21 protein-coding genes are annotated in these 22,395 nt (G+C 64.8%); 7 read left to right on the forward strand and 14 right to left on the reverse strand.

Features of this window, described 5'->3' with window-relative positions:
* Positions 1 to 146: 146 nt before the first annotated feature.
* On the reverse strand, positions 147 to 1,226 hold the full coding sequence (locus CLV78_RS12890) for an AI-2E family transporter (protein ID WP_106205223.1): 1,080 nt from the start codon (positions 1,224 to 1,226) through the stop codon (positions 147 to 149).
* Between the two features lie 133 nt (positions 1,227 to 1,359).
* The gene (locus CLV78_RS12895) at positions 1,360 to 1,737 is read right to left on the reverse strand and encodes an SHOCT domain-containing protein (protein ID WP_106205268.1); all 378 of its coding nucleotides are present in this window, start codon (positions 1,735 to 1,737) and stop codon (positions 1,360 to 1,362) included.
* 182 nt (positions 1,738 to 1,919) lie between these two features.
* On the opposite strand from CLV78_RS12895, the gene CLV78_RS12900 reads away from it, so the two are divergent.
* Positions 1,920 to 2,312 (forward strand): phage holin family protein, encoded by a 393-nt coding sequence (locus CLV78_RS12900; RefSeq protein WP_106205224.1) that lies wholly within the window; start codon positions 1,920 to 1,922, stop codon positions 2,310 to 2,312.
* Positions 2,313 to 2,852: 540 nt separating this feature from the next.
* On the opposite strand, the gene CLV78_RS12905 is transcribed toward CLV78_RS12900, so the two are convergent.
* Together CLV78_RS12905 and CLV78_RS12910 are read right to left on the reverse strand one after the other, a co-directional pair.
* Positions 2,853 to 3,413, reverse strand: a complete 561-nt coding sequence (locus CLV78_RS12905) for a hypothetical protein (RefSeq protein ID WP_106205225.1) — start codon at positions 3,411 to 3,413, stop codon at positions 2,853 to 2,855.
* Positions 3,414 to 3,500: 87 nt separating this feature from the next.
* Complete coding sequence (locus CLV78_RS12910) at positions 3,501 to 4,295, reverse strand: tryptophan 2,3-dioxygenase (protein WP_106205226.1); 795 nt, start codon at positions 4,293 to 4,295, stop codon at positions 3,501 to 3,503.
* A gap of 514 nt (positions 4,296 to 4,809) precedes the next feature.
* Between CLV78_RS12910 and CLV78_RS12915 the strand changes: the two genes are divergently transcribed.
* Entirely contained in the window at positions 4,810 to 5,427 is a 618-nt protein-coding gene (locus CLV78_RS12915; RefSeq protein ID WP_106205227.1) for a nucleoside/nucleotide kinase family protein, read from the forward strand.
* Here the strand turns inward: CLV78_RS12915 and CLV78_RS12920 are convergent.
* Positions 5,424 to 6,737, reverse strand: a complete 1,314-nt coding sequence (locus CLV78_RS12920) for a tryptophan 2,3-dioxygenase (RefSeq protein WP_106205228.1) — start codon at positions 6,735 to 6,737, stop codon at positions 5,424 to 5,426. The genes CLV78_RS12915 and CLV78_RS12920 overlap by 4 nt on opposite strands.
* A 339-nt stretch (positions 6,738 to 7,076) precedes the next feature.
* Positions 7,077 to 8,015 carry a GlxA family transcriptional regulator gene (locus CLV78_RS12925; RefSeq protein ID WP_106205269.1) on the reverse strand — a complete coding sequence of 313 codons (939 nt, stop codon included), beginning with the start codon at positions 8,013 to 8,015 and terminating at the stop codon, positions 7,077 to 7,079.
* A gap of 76 nt (positions 8,016 to 8,091) precedes the next feature.
* On the opposite strand from CLV78_RS12925, the gene bcoG reads away from it, so the two are divergent.
* The 5 genes from bcoG to CLV78_RS12950 all read left to right on the forward strand — a co-directional run bounded on the left by bcoG (position 8,092) and on the right by CLV78_RS12950 (position 14,623).
* Positions 8,092 to 9,000 carry a 3-dehydrocarnitine:acetyl-CoA trimethylamine transferase BcoG gene (bcoG, locus tag CLV78_RS12930; RefSeq protein WP_106205229.1) on the forward strand — a complete coding sequence of 303 codons (909 nt, stop codon included), beginning with the start codon at positions 8,092 to 8,094 and terminating at the stop codon, positions 8,998 to 9,000.
* A 192-nt stretch (positions 9,001 to 9,192) separates the two neighbouring features.
* Positions 9,193 to 10,605, forward strand: coding sequence for a carnitine 3-dehydrogenase (locus CLV78_RS12935; protein ID WP_106205230.1), 1,413 nt, complete (start codon positions 9,193 to 9,195; stop codon positions 10,603 to 10,605).
* Positions 10,605 to 11,765 (forward strand): acyl-CoA dehydrogenase family protein, encoded by a 1,161-nt coding sequence (locus CLV78_RS12940; RefSeq protein ID WP_106205231.1) that lies wholly within the window; start codon positions 10,605 to 10,607, stop codon positions 11,763 to 11,765. Before CLV78_RS12935 ends, CLV78_RS12940 begins: the two co-directional genes overlap by 1 nt.
* A 43-nt stretch (positions 11,766 to 11,808) precedes the next feature.
* Complete coding sequence (locus CLV78_RS12945) at positions 11,809 to 13,845, forward strand: acetate--CoA ligase family protein (protein ID WP_106205232.1); 2,037 nt, start codon at positions 11,809 to 11,811, stop codon at positions 13,843 to 13,845.
* Positions 13,838 to 14,623, forward strand: coding sequence for a carnitinyl-CoA dehydratase (locus CLV78_RS12950; RefSeq protein WP_106205233.1), 786 nt, complete (start codon positions 13,838 to 13,840; stop codon positions 14,621 to 14,623). The genes CLV78_RS12945 and CLV78_RS12950 overlap by 8 nt, the downstream gene beginning before the upstream one ends.
* Here CLV78_RS12950 and CLV78_RS12955 read toward each other — a convergent pair whose 3' ends face one another.
* The 8 genes from CLV78_RS12955 to CLV78_RS12990 form a co-directional block, all read right to left on the reverse strand.
* Complete coding sequence (locus CLV78_RS12955) at positions 14,624 to 15,208, reverse strand: DUF1349 domain-containing protein (RefSeq protein ID WP_158263517.1); 585 nt, start codon at positions 15,206 to 15,208, stop codon at positions 14,624 to 14,626. It lies immediately after the preceding gene.
* 134 nt (positions 15,209 to 15,342) lie between these two features.
* Positions 15,343 to 16,305 carry an amino acid ABC transporter permease gene (locus CLV78_RS12960; protein WP_106205235.1) on the reverse strand — a complete coding sequence of 321 codons (963 nt, stop codon included), beginning with the start codon at positions 16,303 to 16,305 and terminating at the stop codon, positions 15,343 to 15,345.
* 57 nt (positions 16,306 to 16,362) lie between these two features.
* Positions 16,363 to 17,190, reverse strand: a complete 828-nt coding sequence (locus CLV78_RS12965; RefSeq protein WP_106205270.1) for a transporter substrate-binding domain-containing protein — start codon at positions 17,188 to 17,190, stop codon at positions 16,363 to 16,365.
* 77 nt (positions 17,191 to 17,267) lie between these two features.
* Positions 17,268 to 18,863 (reverse strand): 5-guanidino-2-oxopentanoate decarboxylase, encoded by a 1,596-nt coding sequence (locus CLV78_RS12970; protein ID WP_106205236.1) that lies wholly within the window; start codon positions 18,861 to 18,863, stop codon positions 17,268 to 17,270.
* Entirely contained in the window at positions 18,860 to 20,050 is a 1,191-nt protein-coding gene (locus CLV78_RS12975) for a pyridoxal phosphate-dependent aminotransferase (RefSeq protein ID WP_106205237.1), read from the reverse strand. Before CLV78_RS12975 ends, CLV78_RS12970 begins: the two co-directional genes overlap by 4 nt.
* A complete protein-coding gene (locus tag CLV78_RS12980) occupies positions 20,047 to 20,715 on the reverse strand; it encodes a TetR/AcrR family transcriptional regulator (RefSeq protein ID WP_106205238.1) in 669 nt (222 codons plus the stop codon). Before CLV78_RS12980 ends, CLV78_RS12975 begins: the two co-directional genes overlap by 4 nt.
* 154 nt (positions 20,716 to 20,869) lie before the next feature.
* Complete coding sequence (locus CLV78_RS12985) at positions 20,870 to 21,427, reverse strand: NTP transferase domain-containing protein (RefSeq protein ID WP_106205239.1); 558 nt, start codon at positions 21,425 to 21,427, stop codon at positions 20,870 to 20,872.
* The gene (locus CLV78_RS12990) at positions 21,424 to 22,365 is read right to left on the reverse strand and encodes an XdhC family protein (RefSeq protein ID WP_106205240.1); all 942 of its coding nucleotides are present in this window, start codon (positions 22,363 to 22,365) and stop codon (positions 21,424 to 21,426) included. The genes CLV78_RS12985 and CLV78_RS12990 overlap by 4 nt, the downstream gene beginning before the upstream one ends.
* Positions 22,366 to 22,395 lie beyond the last annotated feature (30 nt).

A 22,395-nucleotide genomic window follows, 5' to 3' on the forward strand; every position in this document is an offset into this window, starting at 1 on the left:
CTGTTGAAAGAAAACATGTGGGGTTTTCCGACCCGAAAGCCGCTGGACAGCGAATTCTGCCCGTCGCGAAGAAATCCGCACCGGTTTCGGACGAATCATGCCCCTGGAAGCAAAGGCGCTTTCGTCCGGGATTGCCCTGTGGCCGCCTACGGCAGTGGCTCGTCCCGGATCTGGTCCGGCTCCAGATTGCCGGGTTCATCGGCCAGGATCACCGCGATGAAACGTGTGCCCGGAAAGGCCGCGCAGATGATCGTGATCATCGAGGTCATCGGGATTGCGAGGATCGCGCCCGGGATGCCCCACAGGGCCGTCCAGACCGACAGAGCGACCAGGACAACGAACGGCGACATGTTCAGTTGCCGGCCGATCATACGTGGGTCCATGACGTTGCCGACATAGGTTTGCGCCCCGGTCAACAGCAACGCCAGCAGTGCGGTGGTGAAGAACGACCCGAACTGGGCCAGCGACAGGACCACAGGAAAGACCACCCCCATCAGCGATCCGACATAGGGAATGTAGTTCAGCAGCGCGATGATCACTGCCCAGAAAGCGGCGAAATCGACGCCCATTGCCCAAAGGATGCTGTAAGAGATCACGCCGAGAATGATGTTGATCAGCGTTTTCACCGCGAGGTACTCGCCGATCCGCCGGTTCACATCGGTGACAATCTCCAGCAGCCGGTGGGCCTCGTCCGCCGGAAGCGCGGCTTCGACCCGTCGCGCAAAACGCTTGCTTTCGCCCAGCAGGAAGCCGGCATAGACCACGACGAAAAAGATCGAACCGCCGAAGCTGGTGAGAGATGACAGAAGGGTGCTGAAGAGGCTTTGCAGGCGCACGCGATCAACCGTGGCGTCGCGGATCTCCTCCCAGGAGGGGTCGTCCTGCAACCCCACCATGCCCGCCATCTGTGACACGAGGATTTCGAGGTTCTGCTGATAGGTCGGGGTGACCCGCAGCAACTCGTCCACTGTCACGCTGACAATCAGCCCGATCGCCACGACAAACAGGGTGAAGAACAGCAGGGCGAGAATTCGAAGAGCCCAGGCCGGCAGCAATCCGATCACCGGGCGTTTGCCTAGGCTGATGGCACTTGCATTCAGGATATAGACCGCGATCACGGCGGTGAAGATCGGCAACAGGATGCCCTTGCCGATCACCAGGAGCCAGCCGATCAACACGACAAGCACAAGGCTGAGAACCGTGTTCGCCAGGTGAGGGTTCGGCATGCCCGTCCGCTCCGGTATCAAGTCAGGGCCGCATATCCGTGCCGCCGGTCAGGGACCCAGATACTACCCGACCCCACCGGACGTTCAATCGCTATCGGGCCGGATACGATCCGGCCCGTTTGACCTGCGTCACTCAGCCGAGAAGCTTGGCTTTCTGGGCCTGGAACTCTTCTTCGTTGATCACGCCCTTTTCCTTCAACTCGGCCAGCTTGGCGAGTTCGTCGGCGGCGGACCGTGTACCGGCCATGTCCTGGATATAGGCCTTCTGCGCGTCCTGAATGGCTTCGGCGGCCTTCCGGTTGCGCTCCTGCATGCCGTCGCCACGAATGATGAGGTACAGCAGCACACCAAGCCAGGGCACGATAATGACACCAAGGATCCAAAGGCCCTTGCCCATGCCGTTGAGATCCTCGCTTGCGAAAATGTCACTGACCACCGCGATCAGTGTCCAGATCCAGGCGGCAAGCATGAAAATGAGGAATATGGACCAGAATATATGCAGAATAGGCATGGTGCGCTCCTTTGGGGACCTCCCCCGGTGTGGTATTCGCGGAATCTAGTCCAGCAATGCGACAAAAGATAGAAGGTTCAAGGGCCTGAAGGGCGGCATCCTTGCATGGCCCGGCAATTTACCGCTTGGAATGCCGTCATGCGAGGCTAATATCCCGGCAAGGCAACTCGAAGGAGGACCAGATGGTTCGCACGCTTATCTCCGCAGCTATCTACATTTTGGCCCATGCCGTCGGGTTGCTCGTGGCCAGCCTCGTGCTGGGCGATTCCTTCACCTTCACCGCAAAGGGTTTCATCGTCGCGACGCTGCTGCTGTCGCTGATCGAAATCGTTGTCGGCCCGCTGATCACGCGGATGTCCGAGAAGAACATCCCCGCTCTGAAAGGCGGTGTCGCGCTGGTTACAACCTTCGTCGGGTTGCTCATCACAAACGCCATCGTGGGCGGCATGCAAATCCAGGGCATTTCAACCTGGTTGATCGCGACGCTGCTCGTCTGGATCGGCGCGTTGATTGCCGGGATCGTCCTTCCCATGATCATGGCCAAGAAAACGGTGGAGGCCCACCGGCAGAAGTGAGCAAAGTGCTCGCTTCGTCAGTTCGGCACCGCGCAACACGGCCTGCTTTGGCCGCTCCCTGTCACACGGGGGATGGCGCCCCAATGCGACCACCTGATCCGGCATTGTAGAGTATGGCGCCCACGCCATCACATCGTCGTGGCAGCATGGAAGGAGGCGTGTGGCGCCGTGTTCGAGGGTAGCATACGGCCCGCACTGACGCGCCTTTTAACCTTGGCCCGCTCTGCACATCTCGCGATGTTCCAATCCCCGCCGAGGTGGCCCCTAGGCCGTCGCAATAGCCAGTTGCCGTCGCAGGTATTGCATCCCGACGTCGCCCGAGCCGCCGAGACTGATGCGCCCGGGGTTTCTCGGAGAACACCGACAGTAGCCGCGACCGCCGCCATTTAAAGCCTGGCGCCCAGCAGCAGAACGACCGGTCTATTGCAACAGGGTGTGGGACCCTCACGAAAAGACTGCCCGCGGGGCGATCGGCGGGCAGTCACAGATCCTGTGCCACCAACAAAGGAACCGTGACGGCCCGTTCGGCGGCGCCATGAATCACTCTGTTTCGGTGACGGCAACCGCGACCGCCCGATCGATGGCGACCACGATGTTGTCTCCCGGCGACCGCGCGGCGACGAAGGGAATGAGGTCATCCGGCACGAGGACGGTCTCGGTCTCGCCATCCGGCCGCTTTACCGTCGCGAGATCGGTGGCAGCGTCGTAGGAGATCAACTCAACCACGGCAGTCACGCTCCCGATCGCGCCTCCGGCCGGCCGCTCTCCGGGTGCTGCGCGGCCCATCACGACCTCGCCAACGGCCGTGCCGGGATCGGACGGATCCGCCATGCCCACGGCGATGGACTCGTAGTACTCGATCGCGATCGTGTCTCCGACCTCCAGCTCACCGAAATTCTGCACCTGCGGTCCAGCTCGGAAGGTGACCGCCGTGCGGCCATCCCGCACCCGGAATGTGCGGTTGGACTGGTCCAGCGCATCGATCGTGCCGGACAAGGAGACGGTTTCAGTTGTCTCTGCAAAGGTGGTGTTGTTTCCCGTCGCGCCGCATCCGGCCACCAACAGCAATGCTCCGGCCGCGAGTATCAGACTGGTCTTCATGAAATCCTCCGATGATCCTGCCAATGAGTTGGCTTGCCTGTAGGCACGCTAGGGAAGATACCCCAGATTGAAAAGCACCCTGCCGGGTCAGATCTCGGCGCGCAGTTGCCAGAGCTCGGGGAACAACTCCACATCGAGCATCTTGCGCAGATAACCGACGCCGCTCGTCCCTCCGGTGCCGCGCCGGGTTCCGATCACCCGTTCGACGGTGGTCACATGGTTGAACCGCCAGCAGCGGAACCGGTCCTCGATCTCCACCAACTGCCCGGCCAGCGCGCGATACCCGGCATGTCCGGCGTCCGGATCCTGGACCCGTCGCCAAAGCTGGAGGATCGACGGATGTGCCGTATGCGGGGCATCGCGACGGAACGCATCCGGCGGGAGCGTTACCTGCAATTCACCAGCGACTGACACCGAAAGACCCTCGTAGATCGAAGGACGGGAAAGCTCTGCCTCCAGTAACGCAATGGCGTCCCGGTTGGCTCCGTGTTCCTGAAGCCGCGACGGCACCCGATTGCCAAGCATGAACTCAAGGAGGCGGTACTGGTGTGACTGGAATCCGGACGCAGAGCCCAACGCGCCCCGGAAACGGGAAAAGTCCTCGGGCGCCAACGTCCGCAGCACGTCCCAACTTGCCACGAGGTGGGTCAACACCACGGCAACACGCTCCAGTGCCTTGGTCGCGGCGGGGATATGGCGCTTGGAGATGGCGTTCCGAGCCTGTTCCAACTCGTGCAGCATCAGTCGAATCCACAGCTCGCTGGTCTGGTGCTGGGTGATGAACAGGACCTCGTCGGGCACGTCGGATACCGGGTCCATGGCCCCGAGGAGCCGGGCCAGCTGCAAGTGGCTGCCATAGGTCAGGTCGTGCTTTCGGGACATGCAGGGCCTCCTTCCGCCGGGCGGCGGGTGCCCGTTCCATCGGACTAGCCGCCCGGTCACATCATCGCAACAGCCTGCGGAGAATTCCGCCAGGGCCGCGCCGCTCGCCCCGCGAACCACACGGACGATGGCTGGCAGATCTGCCCGGCTTTGGCACCCGATTGCCCTCCTCCACTCCCTACCCCATGCTCCATCGCTCATGCGACCCCGGCCTTCGGCGGGGAATCCCTATGGCGGCAATCGTTCATCGAGCGCCCGCAAAAGGCACGGGTACGAGACCGGGAAGCTCGCGTTCCTAGACGGCCCACCGCTCTCTTGCCCCCGAGGATAGAGGCCGGCGGGATGCCGGTCAGATTAATCCAATCAAATTGACCAATTTGAAGGTCAGGCTGAATGTGCGAGTGTTTGACGAACCGCCCACCGGCCATCGCTGCACCGCAGTCGCTCCGGAAGCCGGGGGGCTCTCATTCGGTCTGTTCGCCGCACGCGAGGACCCAACCGAGGAGGTACTGCAATGGACACCGACGGGCTTGCCGACCTCGTCAATCGGATCCTCACACTCCCAGAGGCGCAGCCACGCTTGCTGATCGCGCTGGCCGGCCCGCCAGCGTCGGGGAAATCCACCCTCGGCGCTTCGCTGGTGGAGGCACTGAACAGCCTTGACGCGGGCGCCGTCCTGGTGCCAATGGATGGGTTCCACCTCGACAATGCAGTCCTTGTCGCGCGAGATCTGTTGCCGCGCAAGGGCGCACCGGAAACCTTCGATGGCGCGGGCTTCGTGCACGCAATGCGACGCCTGAAATCGGAGAAGGAAGTCGTCCTGCCCACATTCGACAGGCACCGAGACATTTCCATTGCCGGCGCCATCCCGATCGGGCCGGCCGACCGTATCGCGGTGGTGGAGGGCAACTACCTGTGCCTTGCCGAAGCGCCATGGTCGGAACTCGCCGACATCTGGGACCTGTCCTGCTTCATCGATGTGCCCGAGGATGTGTTGCTGGAGCGCCTTGTCGGCCGATGGCTGGCGCACGGCCTCTCGGCCGAAGATGCTGAGACCCGGGCGCGATCCAACGATCTGGTGAATGCAGCGCGGATCAAGACAGGGACCGGGCGGGTCGACGTGGTGCTCTAGGCTCCGGCGCCGGGTGTCATGGGACGGGAGAAGACCGGTACATGCCGCACGCGCTCCAAGTATGGCACGCCCTCGGTGTAGCCGGTGCCCCCCCGCGCCCCGAGGTATTTCCGCGCCATCTGATAGTGTGCCTGCCGCCATCCGAGCAGCTTCTCGGAGAAGGCCTGCAACTCGCCTGCGATCGCCTTTCGGACCGACGGGGCAAGGGAGCCGTTCCGGCACGCTTCCTCGAAGGCGACCTCCAGCGTGCGCGGGCCTGCCTTCGCCCATGCCCTGACCTCAGGTACGGAGCGATAGGCCACCGAATCCAGGCGCTCCCGGTCGGGCACCCGGCAAAGTGCCTCGACACTCTTGTAGCCGGCGGACTGGATCGCACTCGCGCCTTCGGTGAACCGGCGGAAATCCTGGAAGGCCTCCGGCAACATCGTACCCAGCAAGGGGAACAGCCGTGCCGCCTCCCGCTGGATACGGTTCGCCATCACAAGCTGCGCCAATGCGCTGTCCGGGTTGCGTTCGATATCGCGGATTGCCTGCTCCAGCAGCACCGCCATCGCTGCGAAGTTCACCTCAAACGCCTGAAGCACCCGCAGAAACAGGTATTCGTCATGCACCCGATGCACCGGCAGCAAACTCCGCGCCATCCGGTCCGACTCGGCCTCGCCCAGCCGCGCGGCGCGCCAGGTCAGAAACGTGGCCACCTGGGCGCTGCCCTGCTCCGCCGGGCAGCCCATCCGGGACAGCGACGGCCGCATGGCCCCCAGCGCCCGTTTGACACGGCGGCGAAGATGCTCGCTGTCCGGCTGAAGAAGAGGAAGTGGGTCGTGCCCGCCGTCCGCGACCGACCACTCGTAGGCAACAAGATCACCGAGCACGGCAAGCAAGAGTTGATCCCGGCGCTGCAGAACCTCATCTGCATCGGGATTCCCCGCGCCGAGCGAACCAAGATTCAGCACTTTCAACCCGCAATAGGTCGCGTAGTCGTACCGCCCCTCGACCTTGTCGAGAGCCGCGTCCAGAAATGCGTCCAGCGCCTGCTGCTCCGTCGTTTCACCTGCAACACGTTCGCGCGCGTCCCGGATCCTGACCATCCGGGACGTAAGGGCGGCCGGTGCGAAGTGCTTTCCACGCTCGGAAAAGCCGGCAATCACCGCACGATAGGGAAATGCGTCAGCCTCTGGCGCCGCCCACCAGGCGTCCAGCGCATCACTATAGCCGGGCACGCTGTCCGCCGGCGTGTCGGTCGGTGTCGGAACGGCAGAAATGGCCGGCTGCTCCTCGTCTCTGGGCTGGCGCGCGAAATGGCCACGCATGTCGTCTCTCCCAACGTTGTAGAGCGGGGCTGGCACGCGAGCAACTTTTTCAACTGTCTGGACCCGGCCTGGCGGGAGCAGATGCCCCCTGTGAGTCGGGTCGATCGCAACGCCTTTTCGTGCCGGGGCAGGAGCGGGTTTGCCCAATGCCTGTTCGACGGCAAGGTGGCGCCTCCGGGCTGACAGTGGCGGCTGCGGGCGCCATGGGACAGCAGGCCCATGCGCAAAACGGGGTTCAGGCATGCATTTAGCGCATACCTGACACCGACCGGCTTCGAGGGTCATTGCGAGTATTGGTGCCGTTGGGCGATCTGCAAGGATCTCCTCCGCCTCCCGACGCTAGCGACGATAGTCCCGCGGCGCGCGTCCATGTTCACGGCGAAAAGCTCGGGCAAAAGCGCTTGCATCCGAATACCCGGATCGCAACGCAATCTCCGCCACGCCGAGCCGCGCCTCCACGAGGAGTCGGCGCGCCACGTTCAGCCTGAGCCGTCGGTAGACGGCCCGGGGCGTCGCGCCCAGCGCGCGTTCGAACCGCACCTCCAGTTGCCGCTGCGTGCAGCCCACGAACCGCGCGAGCGTCCCGATCGGCAGCGGTTCCTCGATATTCGCCTCCATCTCGGCCAGCGCGCGGGCCACGATGCGATCCCGTTGCGACGGCACGTCGATCACGGGCGCGTCCGCATCGCTGTGCATGAACAGTGACGCGATCTCCAGCGACAGGGCGGTCCCATGGCTACGCGACAGGTAGTCCACCACAAGCTCGTAGCTGGTCATCGCCCCGCCTGCGGTCCACACGTCCCGGTCGCGCACCCAGCGCGACCTGCGCGCCTCAACCTCTGGGAATCGCTCGGCAAAGGCCTCGAACTCGTCGAAATGGATCGTCGCGGCATGGCCATCGAGCAAGCCCGCCTCCGCCAGCAGCCATGACCCCATGTCCAACCCGACCAGCGTCGTGAACCGCTGCGCCGCTGCCCGCAACGCCCTGCTGCAAGCCGGTGTTGCCAATCTGCGGGCGCCGTAGCTCGGCAACAGGACCAGCGCGTCTCCTGTCGCCTCGGCCAGTCTCCCCGAAGGCGCGACATCGAAGCCGCTGGACGAGGTGACGGGCGCACCGTCCAGCGTCAGCACCTCCCAGCGATAGACCGCATCGCCCAGCAGGCCATTCGCCGCGCGCAGCGGTTCGATGGCATTGGCGAGGCAATGGTTCGAGAACTGCTCGAAGAGCAGCACCCCGACAGTGCGCCCTTGCTGGGTGGGGAGAATCCAATCCGGCATGATCCTGACTATTTCGGCACGGTTCTGGTGCGTCAAGCTGCGTAGTCTGGCGGGAAGGAACCAAAGGAACGCGGCAATGCCCCTGAACATGAACCGAGAGGTTTTCATCACCTGTGCCGTGACAGGCTCCGGCAGCACGCAGGATCGCAGCCCCCATGTGCCCCGCAGCCCGGAGCAGATCGCAAGGTCGGCAATCGAGGCCGCCAAGGCCGGTGCTGCAATCGTACACTGCCACGTTCGTGACCCCGAGACCGGTGCCCCCGCCCGCGATGGCGCCCTCTACCGGGAGGTGACGGACCGGATCCGCGACGCGGAGGTCGACGTGGTGTTGAACCTGACTGCGGGCATGGGTGGTGACATGGTGTTCGGCCCGACCTCCTCCCCCCTGCCCTTGCAGACCGGAACCGACATGATCGGCGCCGAGGCACGCGTGGCCCATATCGCGGAATGCCGGCCGGAGATCTGCACGCTCGATTGCGGCACCATGAACTTCGCGGAGGCAGACTACGTGATGACCAACACGCCCGGGATGCTGCGCGCCATGGGGGCCCTGATGACCGAGATGGGCGTGAAACCGGAGATCGAGGCATTCGACACGGGCCATCTCTGGCTTGCAAAGGCGCTCGTGGAGGAAGGTGTGCTGAACAGCCCTGCGCTCGTGCAACTCTGCATGGGCGTGCCGTGGGGCGCCTCGGACGACCTGAATACCTTCATGGCCATGGTCAACAACGTGCCGCGCGACTGGACCTGGTCGGCCTTTTCGCTCGGCCGTCACCAGATGCCATATGTTGCCGCCTCGGTGCTTGCCGGGGGCCACGTACGCGTCGGGTTGGAAGACAATCTCTGGCTTGGCAAGGGACAACTCGCGACCAACGCCCAGTTGGTGGAGCGGGCGCGGGGCATTGTCGAGGGCCTTGGCGCGACGGTGCTCGGACCCGGCGCGGTTCGGGACCGGCTTGGCCTGACAAAACGCGCGCCGGCCTGAGCAGATGGACCAGCGCATCGCCATTCACGCAAGCGGTCGGGGCAACGTCCCGGACACCCGGATCACGGGAGAGCCCGGCGAGGGCGGCACACACCGGCGCCCCGGTACGGCGCGGCCATGGGGCCAACCCGAAGCATTGCACATGCCCGGGCGCTTCCGGGCCACCCGGGATCAAACAGAGGCATTGGTTCCATGACACGGACGGCATCCATCATCGGGGGCGGAGTGATTGGCGGCGGATGGGCTGCACGGTTCCTGCTCAATGGCTGGGACGTCAGGCTCTTCGATCCCGACCCAGAGGCGGATCGCAAGGTCGCTGAAGTCCTCGCAAACGCGCGCCACGCCTTGCCGATGCTCTATGACCGCGCTCTGCCACCCGAAGGAACGCTGCGCCATGTCCCGACGATTGCGGAGGCTGTCGAGGGTGCGGATTGGGTCCAGGAAAGCGTGCCGGAACGGCTGAATCTCAAGCACAAGGTCTATGCCGAGATCGAGGCCGCCGCCGCGCCCGAAACGCCGATCGGGTCCTCGACCTCCGGATTCAAACCCTCCGACCTTCGCAAGGGGCTCACGTATCCCGACCGTCTCTTCGTGTCGCACCCGTTCAACCCCGTCTACCTGTTGCCACTGGTGGAGGTGGTCGGCGGCAATGAACGCTCGGCCGGTATTCTGCGCGGGATCGGCATGTATCCCCTGATGGTCCGGGCCGAGATCGACGCCCATATCGCCGACCGCCTGCTTGAGGCCGTGTGGCGCGAGAGCCTTTGGCTGGTGAAGGATGGCATCGCCACAACGGAGGAGATTGACAATGCCATCCGCTACGGGTTCGGCCTCCGCTGGGCGCAGATGGGACTGTTCGAAACTTATCGCGTTGCCGGGGGCGAGGCGGGCATGAAGCACTTCATGGCCCAGTTCGGCCCCTGCCTCTCCTGGCCCTGGACGAAGCTGATGGATGTGCCTGAACTCACCGACGACCTGGTGGATCAGATTGCGAGCCAGTCCGACGCCCAATCGGGAGACAGGTCCATCCGCGAACTGGAGCGACTGCGGGACGACAACCTGGTCGCGATGCTCCGGGCCCTGAAGGCCCGCGGTGCCGCGGCCGGTGCTTTGCTCAGCGAACACGAGGCGGCGCTCCCGTCCGGCGACCCCGGCGAGGGCCCGATTACCACCGTGAATCGCACCGTTCCCATCGACTGGACCGACTACAATGGCCACATGAACGAGAGCCGTTTCGGGCAGGCGTTTTCCGACGCCGCGGACCGGATGATGATCGAGATCGGCGCGGATGATGACTACGTCGCGAGCGGCCTGAGCTACTTTACCGTCGACATCCGCATCCGGTTCCTCAACGAAGCAAGGGCCGGCGAACGTATCCTTGTGAAAAGCCAGGTCCTGCACGGTCACGGCAAGAAACTGCGCCTCTTCCACCGCATGTACACTGCCGGCGGCGCAGAGATCGCCACGGCAGAACAGCTCCTGATCCACGTCAGCCTCGAAACCCGCCGCGCCTGCGCCCCCGGTGAGGCCGTGCGCACCCGTCTCGAAGCAATGGCCGCCTTGCACGCTCGCCTGCCACAGCCGGATGACAAGGAGCGCCTGTGATGCAATTCGGACTGACCGAGGAACAGGAGATGATCGTCGCCACCGTGCGCAGCTTCGTGGAAAAGGAGATCTACCCGCACGAAGACATGGTCGAACGCACCGGCGAGGTTCCCCGCGACATCAGCGAAGCGATCCGGCAGAAAACCATCGAACTCGGGTTTTATGCCTGCAACTTCCCGCAGGAGGTCGGCGGCGCGGGTCTGTCGCATCTGGATTTCAGCCTGGTGGAGCGCGAGTTGGGCCGCGGGTCCATGGCGCTCAACCATTTCTTCGGCAGGCCACAGAATATCCTGATGGCGTGCGAAGGCGAACAGAGGGAACGCTATTTGCTGCCCGCCGTGCGTGGGGAGAGGATGGACGCGCTTGCCATGACAGAGCCGGATGCCGGCTCCGACGTCCGGGGGATGAAGTGCACGGCATCCCGGGTGGGTGGCGATTGGGTAGTCAACGGCTCCAAGCATTTCATCTCCGGTGCCGACCATGCAGATTTCTTCATCGTTTTCGTCGCCACAGGCGTGGACGACACGCCGAAAGGCCCCAAGAAACGTATCACCTGCTTCCTTGTGGACCGGGACACGCCCGGCTTCGAGGTCCGCGACGGGTACACCTCCGTAAGCCACAGGGGGTACAAGAACTGCATCCTCGATTTCGACAATTGCCGTCTGCCGGATGGTCAGGTCCTTGGCGCGGTCGATGGTGGCTTTGCGGTGATGAACGAATGGCTCTATGCCACGCGCCTCACTGTTGCCGCGATGTCCGTGGGCCGGGCCCGGCGATGCTTCGACTACGCGCTGAACTACGCGGCGGAGCGCAAGCAGTTCGGCCAGCCCATCGGCAGGTTCCAGGGGATCGGCTTCCAGATTGCCGACATGATCACCGAGATCGACGCGGCAGACTGGCTGACACTGGCGGGGGCCTGGCGGCTGGACCAGAACCTGCCGGCCAACCGGGAAATCGCCTCAGCCAAGCTCTACGCGACGGAGATGCTGGCCCGTGTCACCGACACGACCCTGCAGATATTTGGTGGCATGGGGCTGATGGACGATTTCCCGATCGAGCGTTTCTGGCGCGATGCACGGGTGGAGAGGATCTGGGACGGCACCTCCGAGATCCAGCGCCATATCATCAGCCGGGATCTACTTCGGCCGCTGGGCGCCTAATTGCCCATGCCTGCCTCACCCGGCACATATCCCGAGGCAGACCATGGCTGGTGATCTGACACGGTTGCTGCGCCCCCGGTCCATCGCCGTGGTCGGCGGCGGCTCGTGGTGCCGCCACGTCGTCACGCAATCGCGGGCCATCGGTTTCGACGGCGCGATCTGGCCGGTTCATCCCTCGTTGTCTGACATCGGGGGAGAGCCTGCCTACCGCTCCGTCATTGACCTTCCCGCACCGCCGGACGCGGCGTTCATCGGTGTGAACCGGATCGCGACGATCGATATCGTCAGCCAACTGGCGGTCATGGGTGCCGGTGGCGCGGTCTGCCTTGCATCCGGGTTTCTGGAGGCTCAGGCGGAATCCGGAGATGGCGCGGAGATGCAACGCAGACTGCTCGACGCGGCCGGGACAATGCGGCTGATCGGCCCGAACTGCTATGGCTTTCTGAACCTCCTGGATGGCGCCGCGCTCTGGCCCGACCAGCACGGAAGCCTGCGTTGCGACCGTGGCGTCGCCATTCTCACGCAAAGCTCCAACATCGCCCTGAACGTCACGATGCAGCAACGCGGTCTTCCGCTGGCCTATGTGGCAACGATCGGCAACCAGGCGCAGACCAGCCTAGCCGAACTGGGGGCCGCGATGCTCGAGGATCCCCGGGTGACGGCGTTGGGGCTCCACATCGAAGGCATCGACAGCATCCGGGCATTCGAGGCACTGGCTGCGACCGCGCACGGCCTCGGCAAACCCGTTGTGGCCCTGAAGGTCGGCCGCTCCGAGCAGGCGCGCGCCGCAACCATCTCCCACACGGCGTCGATCGCGGGAGAGGCCGCCGGTGCCGAGGCGCTGCTCAGGCGTCTGGGGATCGGTCAGGTTGGCAGCCTGCCAGCGCTGTTAGAAGTGCTCAAGCTCCTGCATGTTGCGGGCCCGTTGCGCTCTGGCAGGATCGGCTCCCTCTCCTGCTCCGGCGGTGAAGCCGGGCTGATCGCCGACGCCGTCGTGGGGTATGGGCTGACCTTTCCCGCCCTTACAGAGCAGCAGACGGAAGGTTTGCGCGACGCTCTGGGGCCGATGGTCGCTCTCGCCAACCCGCTGGACTATCACACCTATGTCTGGGGCGATGCCCCGGCGCTGACCCGGGCCTTCCGCGCGATGCTGGACCCGGGGCTGGCGATGGTCGTGCTCATCCTCGACATTCCCAGGCGCGATCGCTGCGACGCCCACGAATGGGAGACGACGCTGCGCGCCATGGCCGACGCCGCGCGTGGCAGCGGTGTTCCCGTGGCTGTCGCCGCCAGCCTCGCGGAGAACATGCCGGAGGACATCGCGGCGATGCTGATCGAACTTGGGATCGTGCCCTTCTGCGGGCTTGCAGTGGCCGTCGAGGCGATGGATGTCGCAGCCGGGCTGGGTATGGAATCCCCATGCTCTCCGGCGTTCCTCCCAACGGAAGCCGAATGGACACGCACCCTGACCGAGTCCGCTGCGAAGGCGCGCCTCGCGGCCGCAGGGCTGCGGGTGCCCGCGGCGGCCCGCGCAAGCACGCCCAAAGGCGCCGCGATCTGCGCCGAAACGATCGGCTTTCCGGTCGCGCTCAAGGGAGAGGGCTTCGCCCACAAGGCGGAGGCCGGCGCTGTCCTGCTCGACCTCACGACCGCGCAATCCGTGGCAGAGGCCGCGCGCGCGATGCCGTGCAAAAGCTGGCTGGTCGAGAAGATGGTGACCGGCCCGGTGGCCGAACTGCTCATTGGTGTCGTGCGGGACCCCGCGCATGGATTTGTTCTGACCCTTGCGGCGGGGGGTACGCTGACGGAAGTTCTGGACGACAGCGCCTCGCTCCTCGTCCCCGCGTCCGCCGAAGAGGTCGGCAGCGCGCTTCGATCGCTTCGGATTGCCCGGGTTCTGGACGGGTACCGAGGGCGCCCGGCGGCAAACATCGACGCCATCATTGCTGCCGTGATGGGCTTGCAGGCGCTTGTCCAACAGGGTGCAATCGAGGAGATCGAGATCAACCCGCTCATCTGCACGCCGGAGGCCGCCATTGCAGCCGACGCCCTGATCAGAACCGGAGACACCGATGACTGACATGCCGATCAAGACACGCCGCGAGGGCAGCATTCTGGAGGTCACGCTGGACCGCCCCAAGGCCAATGCCATCGACCTGGCCACCAGCCGGATCATGGGTGACACCTTCCGGGCGTTCCGGGACGACGACACACTGAGGGTGGCGATCCTGCGGGCAGCGGGCGAGAAGTTCTTCTGCCCGGGCTGGGACCTGAAGGCTGCGGCTGACGGAGACGCGGTGGACGGCGACTACGGCGTGGGCGGCTTCGGCGGGTTGCAGGAACTGCCGCATCTGAACAAGCCGGTGATTTGCGCAGTCAACGGCATCTGCTGTGGGGGCGGGCTGGAACTGGCCCTGTCCTGCGACCTGATCCTTGCCTCGGACAATGCGTCCTTTGCCCTTCCGGAAATCCGTTCCGGCACCGTGGCCGACGCCGCCTCCGTCAAGTTGCCGAAACGAATCCCGTATCACGTGGCCATGGACCTGCTTCTCACCGGGCGTTGGTTCGACGCCGAGGAGGCACGGCAATGGGGCATCGTCAAGGAGATCACTACGCCCGAGGAGTTGCCGCGAAAGGTATGGGAACTGGCCCGCTTGCTCGAATCTGGACCGCCACTGGTTCAGGCCGCCATCAAGGAGATCGTCAGAGAGGCCGAGGACATGACGTTCCAGGACGCCCTCAACAAGATCACCCGCAGCCAGTTCCGGACGGTCGAGACCCTTTATCGCTCCGAAGATCAGCAGGAAGGTGCACGAGCCTTTGCGGAAGGGCGGGATCCAGTCTGGAAAGGGCGTTGATCATCCGTTGATATAGAGCGGCTCCTCCGGCACGGGTCCGATCCGGAAATCCTCGAAGACCACGGACAGGCCGCCAGTCTCCGGCGCACAGGCCATCGGGCCAAGCCGGGCGGTGTCGAAGGTGAAATCCGCCACGCGCAGGATCTGCCATCCCTGCGCCACCTTCGCATGAAGGATCGCGGCAGTCGGCGTGACCGTCAGGCGAATGCGCAACCTGTCCACGTCCGGCGCGGGCGCCATCGACCAGTCGGAGGCGCCTCGGGTCACCACGGCCGCAAGATTGGGAAGGCCGTCGGCGAACTCGATGCCGAACTTGATCCACTGGCTCTCGTCCACCCAGAGCAGGAAACCGGCCTGTTCGTACTTTCCTGTGAAGGCACCGCCAAAGGTGATCTCCGCCGCAAAGAGCCTTGGCACGTCCATCAGCAATGCATGGCCGGAGGCACGGGTAAAGCCGTAGTGGGTCTGGCGCCAGAAATCGGTTCCCCGTGTCACGTCGAATGCCAGCCTGTCGGGAGATGTCTCCTGACGTTCGGGAGGGTTCAGCCATGTCCCCTGCTCGAAGCCCAGTTGTGTCCAGTTCATCCGCGCTCTCTCCTCCCACGTGTTTGCCCACCGCACCATTTGACCGGCATAGGTGTCCCTCGCCCGGCAATGGAACCGAACCCTGACACGGTGCACCTTGCCGATTTCCAGACCGGCCCCGGGAGCGGGGACGCCTAGCGCAGGTCGGATTTCGTGTAATGTCGCTCAATCCGCGCCTGGATCAACTCGAAACAGATCGACATCGCCCAGTAGATCAGGGAGGCCGTGATCAGCATCTCCACGTGTTTGAACTCCGATTTCCCGGCCGTCTTGGCGAGGAAAGTCAGTTCCCACACCCCCACCACGGAAACCAGCGAGCTGTCTTTCAGCATGGCGATGAACTGGTTGCCCGTTGGCGGCACGATCAGGCGCATCGCCTGCGGCATCACCACCTTGGTAAAGATCTGCGGCCCCTTTAGGCCAAGCGCGGCAGCCGCTTCCGACTGGCCCCTCGGCACCCCGAGGATCCCGGCCCGGAAGATCTCGGCCATGTAGGCGCCGTAGCAGATGGAGAGCGCCGCGATCCCGGCCGGGATCGGGTCCACAACGAAACCAAGCTGCGGCAGGCCAAGGTAGATCAGGTAGATCTGCATCAGGAGCGGCAGACCGCGGAAGAAGGAGATGTAGAAGGTCGAAACCCCGAAGAACAAGGGGTTCGACGACAGCTTCGCGACCGCAGCGACCATTGCAATGACACAGGCGATGGCGATGGAAATCAGCGACACGTAGATCGTTGTGACAGCGCCTTGCGAGATCAGGAACCAGAGCTTCTTCTGGATGAAGGCGAAGTCGAGCCCAAAGGACAGAAAGAAGGCGAGAAACAGGGCGAGCAGTTCCAGCCAGACGACGGGCAGTTGCAGCCGGCGCGGCAGAAGATCCAGCACGACGAGGTTCACACCAAGCAGGAAGGTCGCCACCAGCCCGGTTGCGAACCGTCCGTACAGCCCGGAGTCTGCGGGCTCGCCGATCGCCGGGCGCAACATTTCTCCCAGCATCGACCCGCGAATATCAAGCGCCATGAACAACAGAAGCGACGCCAGCGACGCCGTGATCAGCCGGATCCGGCGGTCCTCAAGGAGGGCGAGCATCTGCATCATGTCGGAGGTCTCCGGCTGGGGCACCTCCCCGGGACTGACCCGGGGAGGCGGAAGGGGTTACTTGACGGACGTGTAGTCGACGCCAAACCATTTCTCGGACAGCGCGGTCAGCGTGCCGTCGTCATGCATGGCCTGCACGACTTCGGCAATCTTTGCATCGAACGCCTCGTCGCCTTTGTCGGTCGCCACAGCCAGCGGCTCGTAGAAGGCCGGGTCGCCCACGATCTTCATCGGGTAGTTGTTCTTCTGGGCTTCGAGGATCGTCGGCATGGCGGACATCACCGCGTCCAGACGCTTGCCATCGCCAATGCGCAGATCGTCGTAGGCGGAGGTGTCGGTGTCATAGGTGCGGATCTCGCCCGCAGTCACCTGGTAGTCGAAGGCCGGAACGCCCTCGGCATCGATCACGAGGTTCTTTTGCAGGTAGGCGTCATAAGTGCAGCCGCCGCAAACGCCGATCGTCTTGCCGCTCAGCTCTGCAATGGAGGAGACCGCGCTGTCGTTGTGGACGGCGAATGCCGCGGGCACATAGTAGTAGATCGCCGGGAAGCCGAGCACCTGCGCACGCTGTGCCGTCGGGGTCATCGACCCGATGGAAACATCCCAGCGGCCGTTCCAGCGACCGGCTGTGATGATGTCCCACGAGGGGGTGACAATCTCCAACTCCACGCCAAGACGCTTCGCGACCTCCTTGCCGACGTCGATATCGAAACCATCCATCTCGTTGGCATCGTTCAGGAAACTCTGCGGCGGGTAGGCCGGGTCGGAGGACATGACGAGCTTGCCTTCGCTCATCACCCGGTCGAGTGTCTCACCCGCGATACCGGGGGTGGCGACGAGCAGTGCGAGTACGGCGCTGCCAAGCAGTCTGACTGAGGTCTTCATGGTGTTCCTCTTCTGTTGGTGGCCATGGTGGCCGTTTGTGATCCGTGCAGCGGCACGGATTGATTGGGCGGCGCGGTTCATTCCGCGGCGCCGGGAATGGCGTCGATTTCAAGGAGCGCCGGCCCGTCGAGCGGTTGCAGGGCACCCAGCGCGTCGAGCAGGCTCTCCGGCGTTGGCCCGGCGGTCGCATGCGGCATGCCGCATGCCCGGGCAATATGGCCGAACGCCGGTGGCATAGGATCGCAGCCCACGACCTCGATCCCGGCATCCCGCATCGCGTTGCCGATCTCCTGGTAGGCTGCATTGTTCCAGATCACGAACAGGATCGGAAGCCGCTCCTCCACGGCCACCATCATCTCCGGCAGGGTGAACTGCGCGCCGCCGTCGCCCATCAACGCGATCACCGGCGCATCGGGCGCGGCGATGGCGGCGCCGATGGCTGCGGGGATCGCATAGCCCAGCGCTCCGAACCCGGTGGACCCGTTGAACCACCCGCCGGCGCGGTCGTGGTCGTAGTAGAGGTTGGCCGCATAGATCATCTGGGTGGAATCTCCCACCATGATCGATCCGGGCACGGCATCGCGGAGCGTCTCCAGCAATGTGACGAGATCCGGATAGCTTGCACCGAGCTGCCCGATTTCGGCGCGGGCGGCGTGCCGGGTGCCCTCTGCCCGTGACCGCCCCCGGGCCGCTTTCCGGTGTCGGGACAGGGCGCCGAGCAGCTCCGGCAGGACCTGCTCGACCCGTGCCTCGATGGCGACCTCGACCGAGTGCCGGGCCAATTGCGCCGGGCAGCAATCGACGCGGATGACCGGCGGAAACTCCGGCAGCCCACCGAGCGCGTACATGTCGTAGTCGGTTGGCCCGAACTCCGTTCCCAGTGCCAGAACCACGTCCGATGTCGCGATCAGCGCGCGCACGCAACTCAGGCTCGGGCTCGCCGGAACTACCAGCGGATGGCCATGCATCAGGCCGCGGGCGTTGGTGGTCTGGACGACGGGCGCGTCGAGCCGTTCGGCAATCTCACGGAGCGCCGCACCCGCGCGCCTTGCGCCACCTCCCACGAGGATGACCGGCGCCCGCGCCTCCGTGAGCCGTGCAACGGCCTCGTCCAGATCCGGCAGAGGCGTCGGTTTCTGCGGAGTTATTTCCCCGGTCGCCACTGCGGGCAGCGGCATCACGTCGGTCGGAACCTCGATATGCGTCGGCCCGGGGCGTCCATTGGACATGGCATCGAACACGCTGTCGATGGCGGGCCCTAACTCTTCCGGGGTTCGCAGTTGCTCGGCCACCAGAGATACCTTGCGCGAAAGCTCCAACTGGTCCGGCAGTTCGTGGAGCAAGCCCAGCCCCTTGCCCAGCGAAGCGCGCCGGTTGACCCCGGAAACCACGAGCATCGGCACGGAATCTTCCCGTGCCTGCGCCATGGGGGTCAGCGTGTTGGTCAGACCGGGGCCGGTGATCACGAAAGCCACCCCCGGCTTGCCGGAAACCCGCGCGTAGCCATCGGCCATGAAACCCGCACCCTGTTCGTGTCGTGGCGTGACGTGGCGGATACCGGAGGCGGCGAGGCCCCGGTACAGCTCGATCGTGTGCACGCCGGGGATACCGAACACGACGTCGACGCCGCGCGCCTTGAGGTGATGCACGAGGGCTTCGCCAACGGTCGTCATGCAGCGTCGTTCCTTTGAAAGTTGCCTGCATGCTCCGCGATGCGATCGCAGGCGCGGGCAAGGTCCCCATCTTCCACGGTGAGCGCGACACGCACCCAGCCGTCCAGGCCGGCCCCGAAAGAGGACCCCGGCATAACCGCAACCCCGGTCTTTTCCAGCAGATCCAACGCATAGTCCTTCGAGGGCAGGCCCGAGGCGGCGATCCCGAGCAGGGCAAACATGCCCGCGTCTGGACGGTGCACCTCGATGCCGGGAACATCGGCGAAACGGGCCACCATCTCGTCGGCGCGCCGCGCCAACCGCTTGCGCATCTGTGCAGCGACATGGGAGGGTTCCGAGACTGCGACAGCGGTCATGTCGGCAATGAAAGGTTGATTGCCGAACAGCATTGTCTCGGCCAACGGCAGCAGGCGTTCAGTCATCTCTTCCGGCCCCACACACCAGCCGCTGCGGAACCCGGGCGCGGCATGGGACTTCGAGATCGACGACGTCACGACCGTACGCTCGGCCAACTCCGGAATGTCCAGCGGAGAAGCAAAGTCCGTTCCGTCGAAGACAAGCTCTTCGTAGACCTCATCGGACAGGATCCAGAGGTCGTGTTGCATCGCCAGCGCGCCAATGGCCTCCAAATCGGCCCGCGTGAGAACCGCACCGCTCGGATTGTGAGGCGAATTCAGGAAAATGACCCGACTGGCTGGCGTGATCCGGGCCGCGATGTCGGCGGCGGAAATGCGGAACCCGTTCTCAGCGCGGAGGGGCACCGGCACGACACGCGCGCCACTGGCGGCAATCACGCCTTCGTAGGTCGCATACATCGGATCGCCGACAAGCACCTCGTCGCCCTCCGACACAAGCCCCATCATGACGGCAAAGAGCGATGTCTGCGTGCCGGGGAAACAGAGGATCTGCGCTGTCGTGATCTCGCGCCCGCGCAGGGCAGTGTAGCGGCGGGCCAAAGCCTGAAGAAGCTCGCCCTCGCCACGCCCGTTGGAGTACCCCGTCCGTCCGCGATACAGGGACGACACCGCCTGATCGATCAACTCCGCCGGCGTTGGCACGTCCGGCTCTCCGATGGTCAACTCGATCGTGTCGCGCCCGGCTGCCCTCAGTTCACGGGCGCGGACGTGCACGTCCCACTTGGCGCCGCCCAGCCCTGCGAGGCGGTCGTTGATCGGAGCATATCTCATTTGTCCAACTCCTTACGAAGGTCATCGTTCAGGCCGTCGAGGCCCAGAATCGCGCCGATGGCGTCGAGCGCGATGGACGTCAGTTCGTCCGGTCCGAGCATTTCCGGCAGGGCGGACCCTTCCAGCCAGAGACCGTCGACCACGGCGTTGCTGGCGATCGTCAGGCGCTTCAGATCGTCCGGCGAGGGGCGACGCCCACGCGCGGCAAGCGCGCCGGAAATCAACTCCTCCAGGCAGGACAGGAAGCTGTGGTAGTTGGTGCGGTGAATCCTGCGCATCGCCTCGTCCCGGCGCACACGCTGAATGAACCCGGCCCAGAGTTGCAGCGCCTCCGGATCGGTGACCGGCGTCGACAGCGTGGTCTCCACGAACCTTGCAAGACGCCGGACGGCGGGTTGAGAGGCATCTTCAACGGCTTGCTGGCTCATCTCGATCAGCGTTGTCATGTGCTGGTCATAGGCTGCGCCAAGCAGGTCTTCCTTGGTTTCAAAATAGTGGCGTATCAGCCCGGGCGTCACCCCGGCCTCCTCCGAGATCGTCCGAACCGTGGCCGCATCCATCCCGCGCGATGCAATCACACGCAGCGTCGCGTCGATTAGCTCGCGCCGACGCAAATCCGGGCCTTCCCGCCGAAACGGGCGTCTCTGTCTGGTGCTGTCTGGCAAGCGCGTGTCCTGTTGTTATTCGCCTGTATAACAACAGAAGGCGTGCGGATTGCAAGGCGATCGGTCAAATCCGCTTCAGATGCAGGCAACTGCCCAACTTCGCGCCGCAATCGCGACGCACTGCACCAAGGAGTGGCTGGAACAGCGTGGCGACCTAGCTGTAGCGCGCCAATGCGTCTGGCGTATCGATGTCGGACAGAACGTCGGGCCGGACCGTGACAAGGGCCTCCTGCGGCAAGTGCGCCAACAGCGGGCCGGCGCCGCGATCACCGCCGAGTACCAGCAACCGGCCGAACATCGCCGCAGGAAAGCAGGCCGGTGGCGTGCGCCGCGTCCCGTCGGTGGCAGCAGAGGCTTGGGCGGCCCCGGCTGCCGCGATGACGGCATCGACAAGATCGGCATCGACGAAGGGCATATCGGCAAGGCAGACAACCAGCCGATCCGCACCCAGCGCGCGTGCCCTCAGCACACCGGCTCGAAGGCTCTCCGCCTGGCCGCTTCCCAGTGGTGGCTGGACATGTACGAACCCGGGTGCCAGGGCAGCGACCGCCTCGCTCGTTGCCGCGATCAGCCGATGATCGACCTGCGCTGCACGAAGCGCGGAGATGCCCCACTCTGCCAGCAAACGCCCGCGAAATGGCGCCAGGAGCTTGTCCTCTGCCCCGAACCGGGTCGAGCGTCCCGCCGCAAGCAGGAGGCCGGCAACACTCACGCGCGCGCCTCGCCCGCAACGGCGAGGATCTCCGCCAGCACGGAGACCGCGAGCGTCCCGGCATCGCGGGAGGACGGGATGAGGCCGACGGGGCCATAGAGCCGGGCCCGTGCATCCTGCGGAACCCCCATGCCCTCCAGCATCAACAACCGGGCGTCCCGCGCCCGCTGGCTGCCCTGGGCACCGATATAAAAGGCCGTTGTGTCCAGTGCCGCCTGAAGGATCGGCGGCTCCCAATCGTGGTCGTGGAAGAAAAGGATGATCGCCGTCCAGGGATCGACAGCCACGTCTTCGGGCAGCATGGCGCGAACGAGGTGGCGGGTGCCGCAGCCGAGCTTCTCCGCCTCCTGCAAGGTCTCGCCATCCGGCGAAAGCAGCAGGTTCGGGTAGCCAGCGGACTGAACCAAGGCGGCAAAGGTGCTCGCTTCCGGCCCCTTGCCGAAGACCAGGAAGCGGATATCGGGTTCATGGCGGACGCGAAAAACCGCGCCGTCCCGCCCGGTATCGCCCGTCTCCAACAGAGTCATGCTGCCGCTCGCGATATCGACTTCCAGCGTACAGGGTTGCCTTGCGGCACGGCGATCGGCAAGGTCCCGCAGGACACCGCGATCCGGGCGCGGCACCAGAAGGATCTCCAGACCGCCGCCGCAGGGCAGCTGGATGTCGAGAAACGGCGAGCCGCGCCCGTAGCGCAGAACCTCAGGCCTGCCGGCCTCCAGCACATCCAGGGCATGGGTCGTGATATCAGCCTCAACGCAGCCCGACGAAAGCGACCCGGCGCGGTGCCTGTCGGCAAAAACCGTCATCGCGGCGCCGACCGGGCGGTAGGACGGTCCCTCGACCCCGATGATCACGGCCAACACCGCGTCCTCCGGACGGGAGAGGAGTTCGACAATCGGGTCCTTCACGGGACCGGAAGCGGGGGCAAGGATGGGCATGTCTGTCTCGCGTCTGTTGCGCCCAAGATG

It is taken from the genome of Aliiruegeria haliotis (assembly GCF_003003255.1).
Taxonomy (GTDB): domain Bacteria; phylum Pseudomonadota; class Alphaproteobacteria; order Rhodobacterales; family Rhodobacteraceae; genus Tropicimonas; species Tropicimonas haliotis.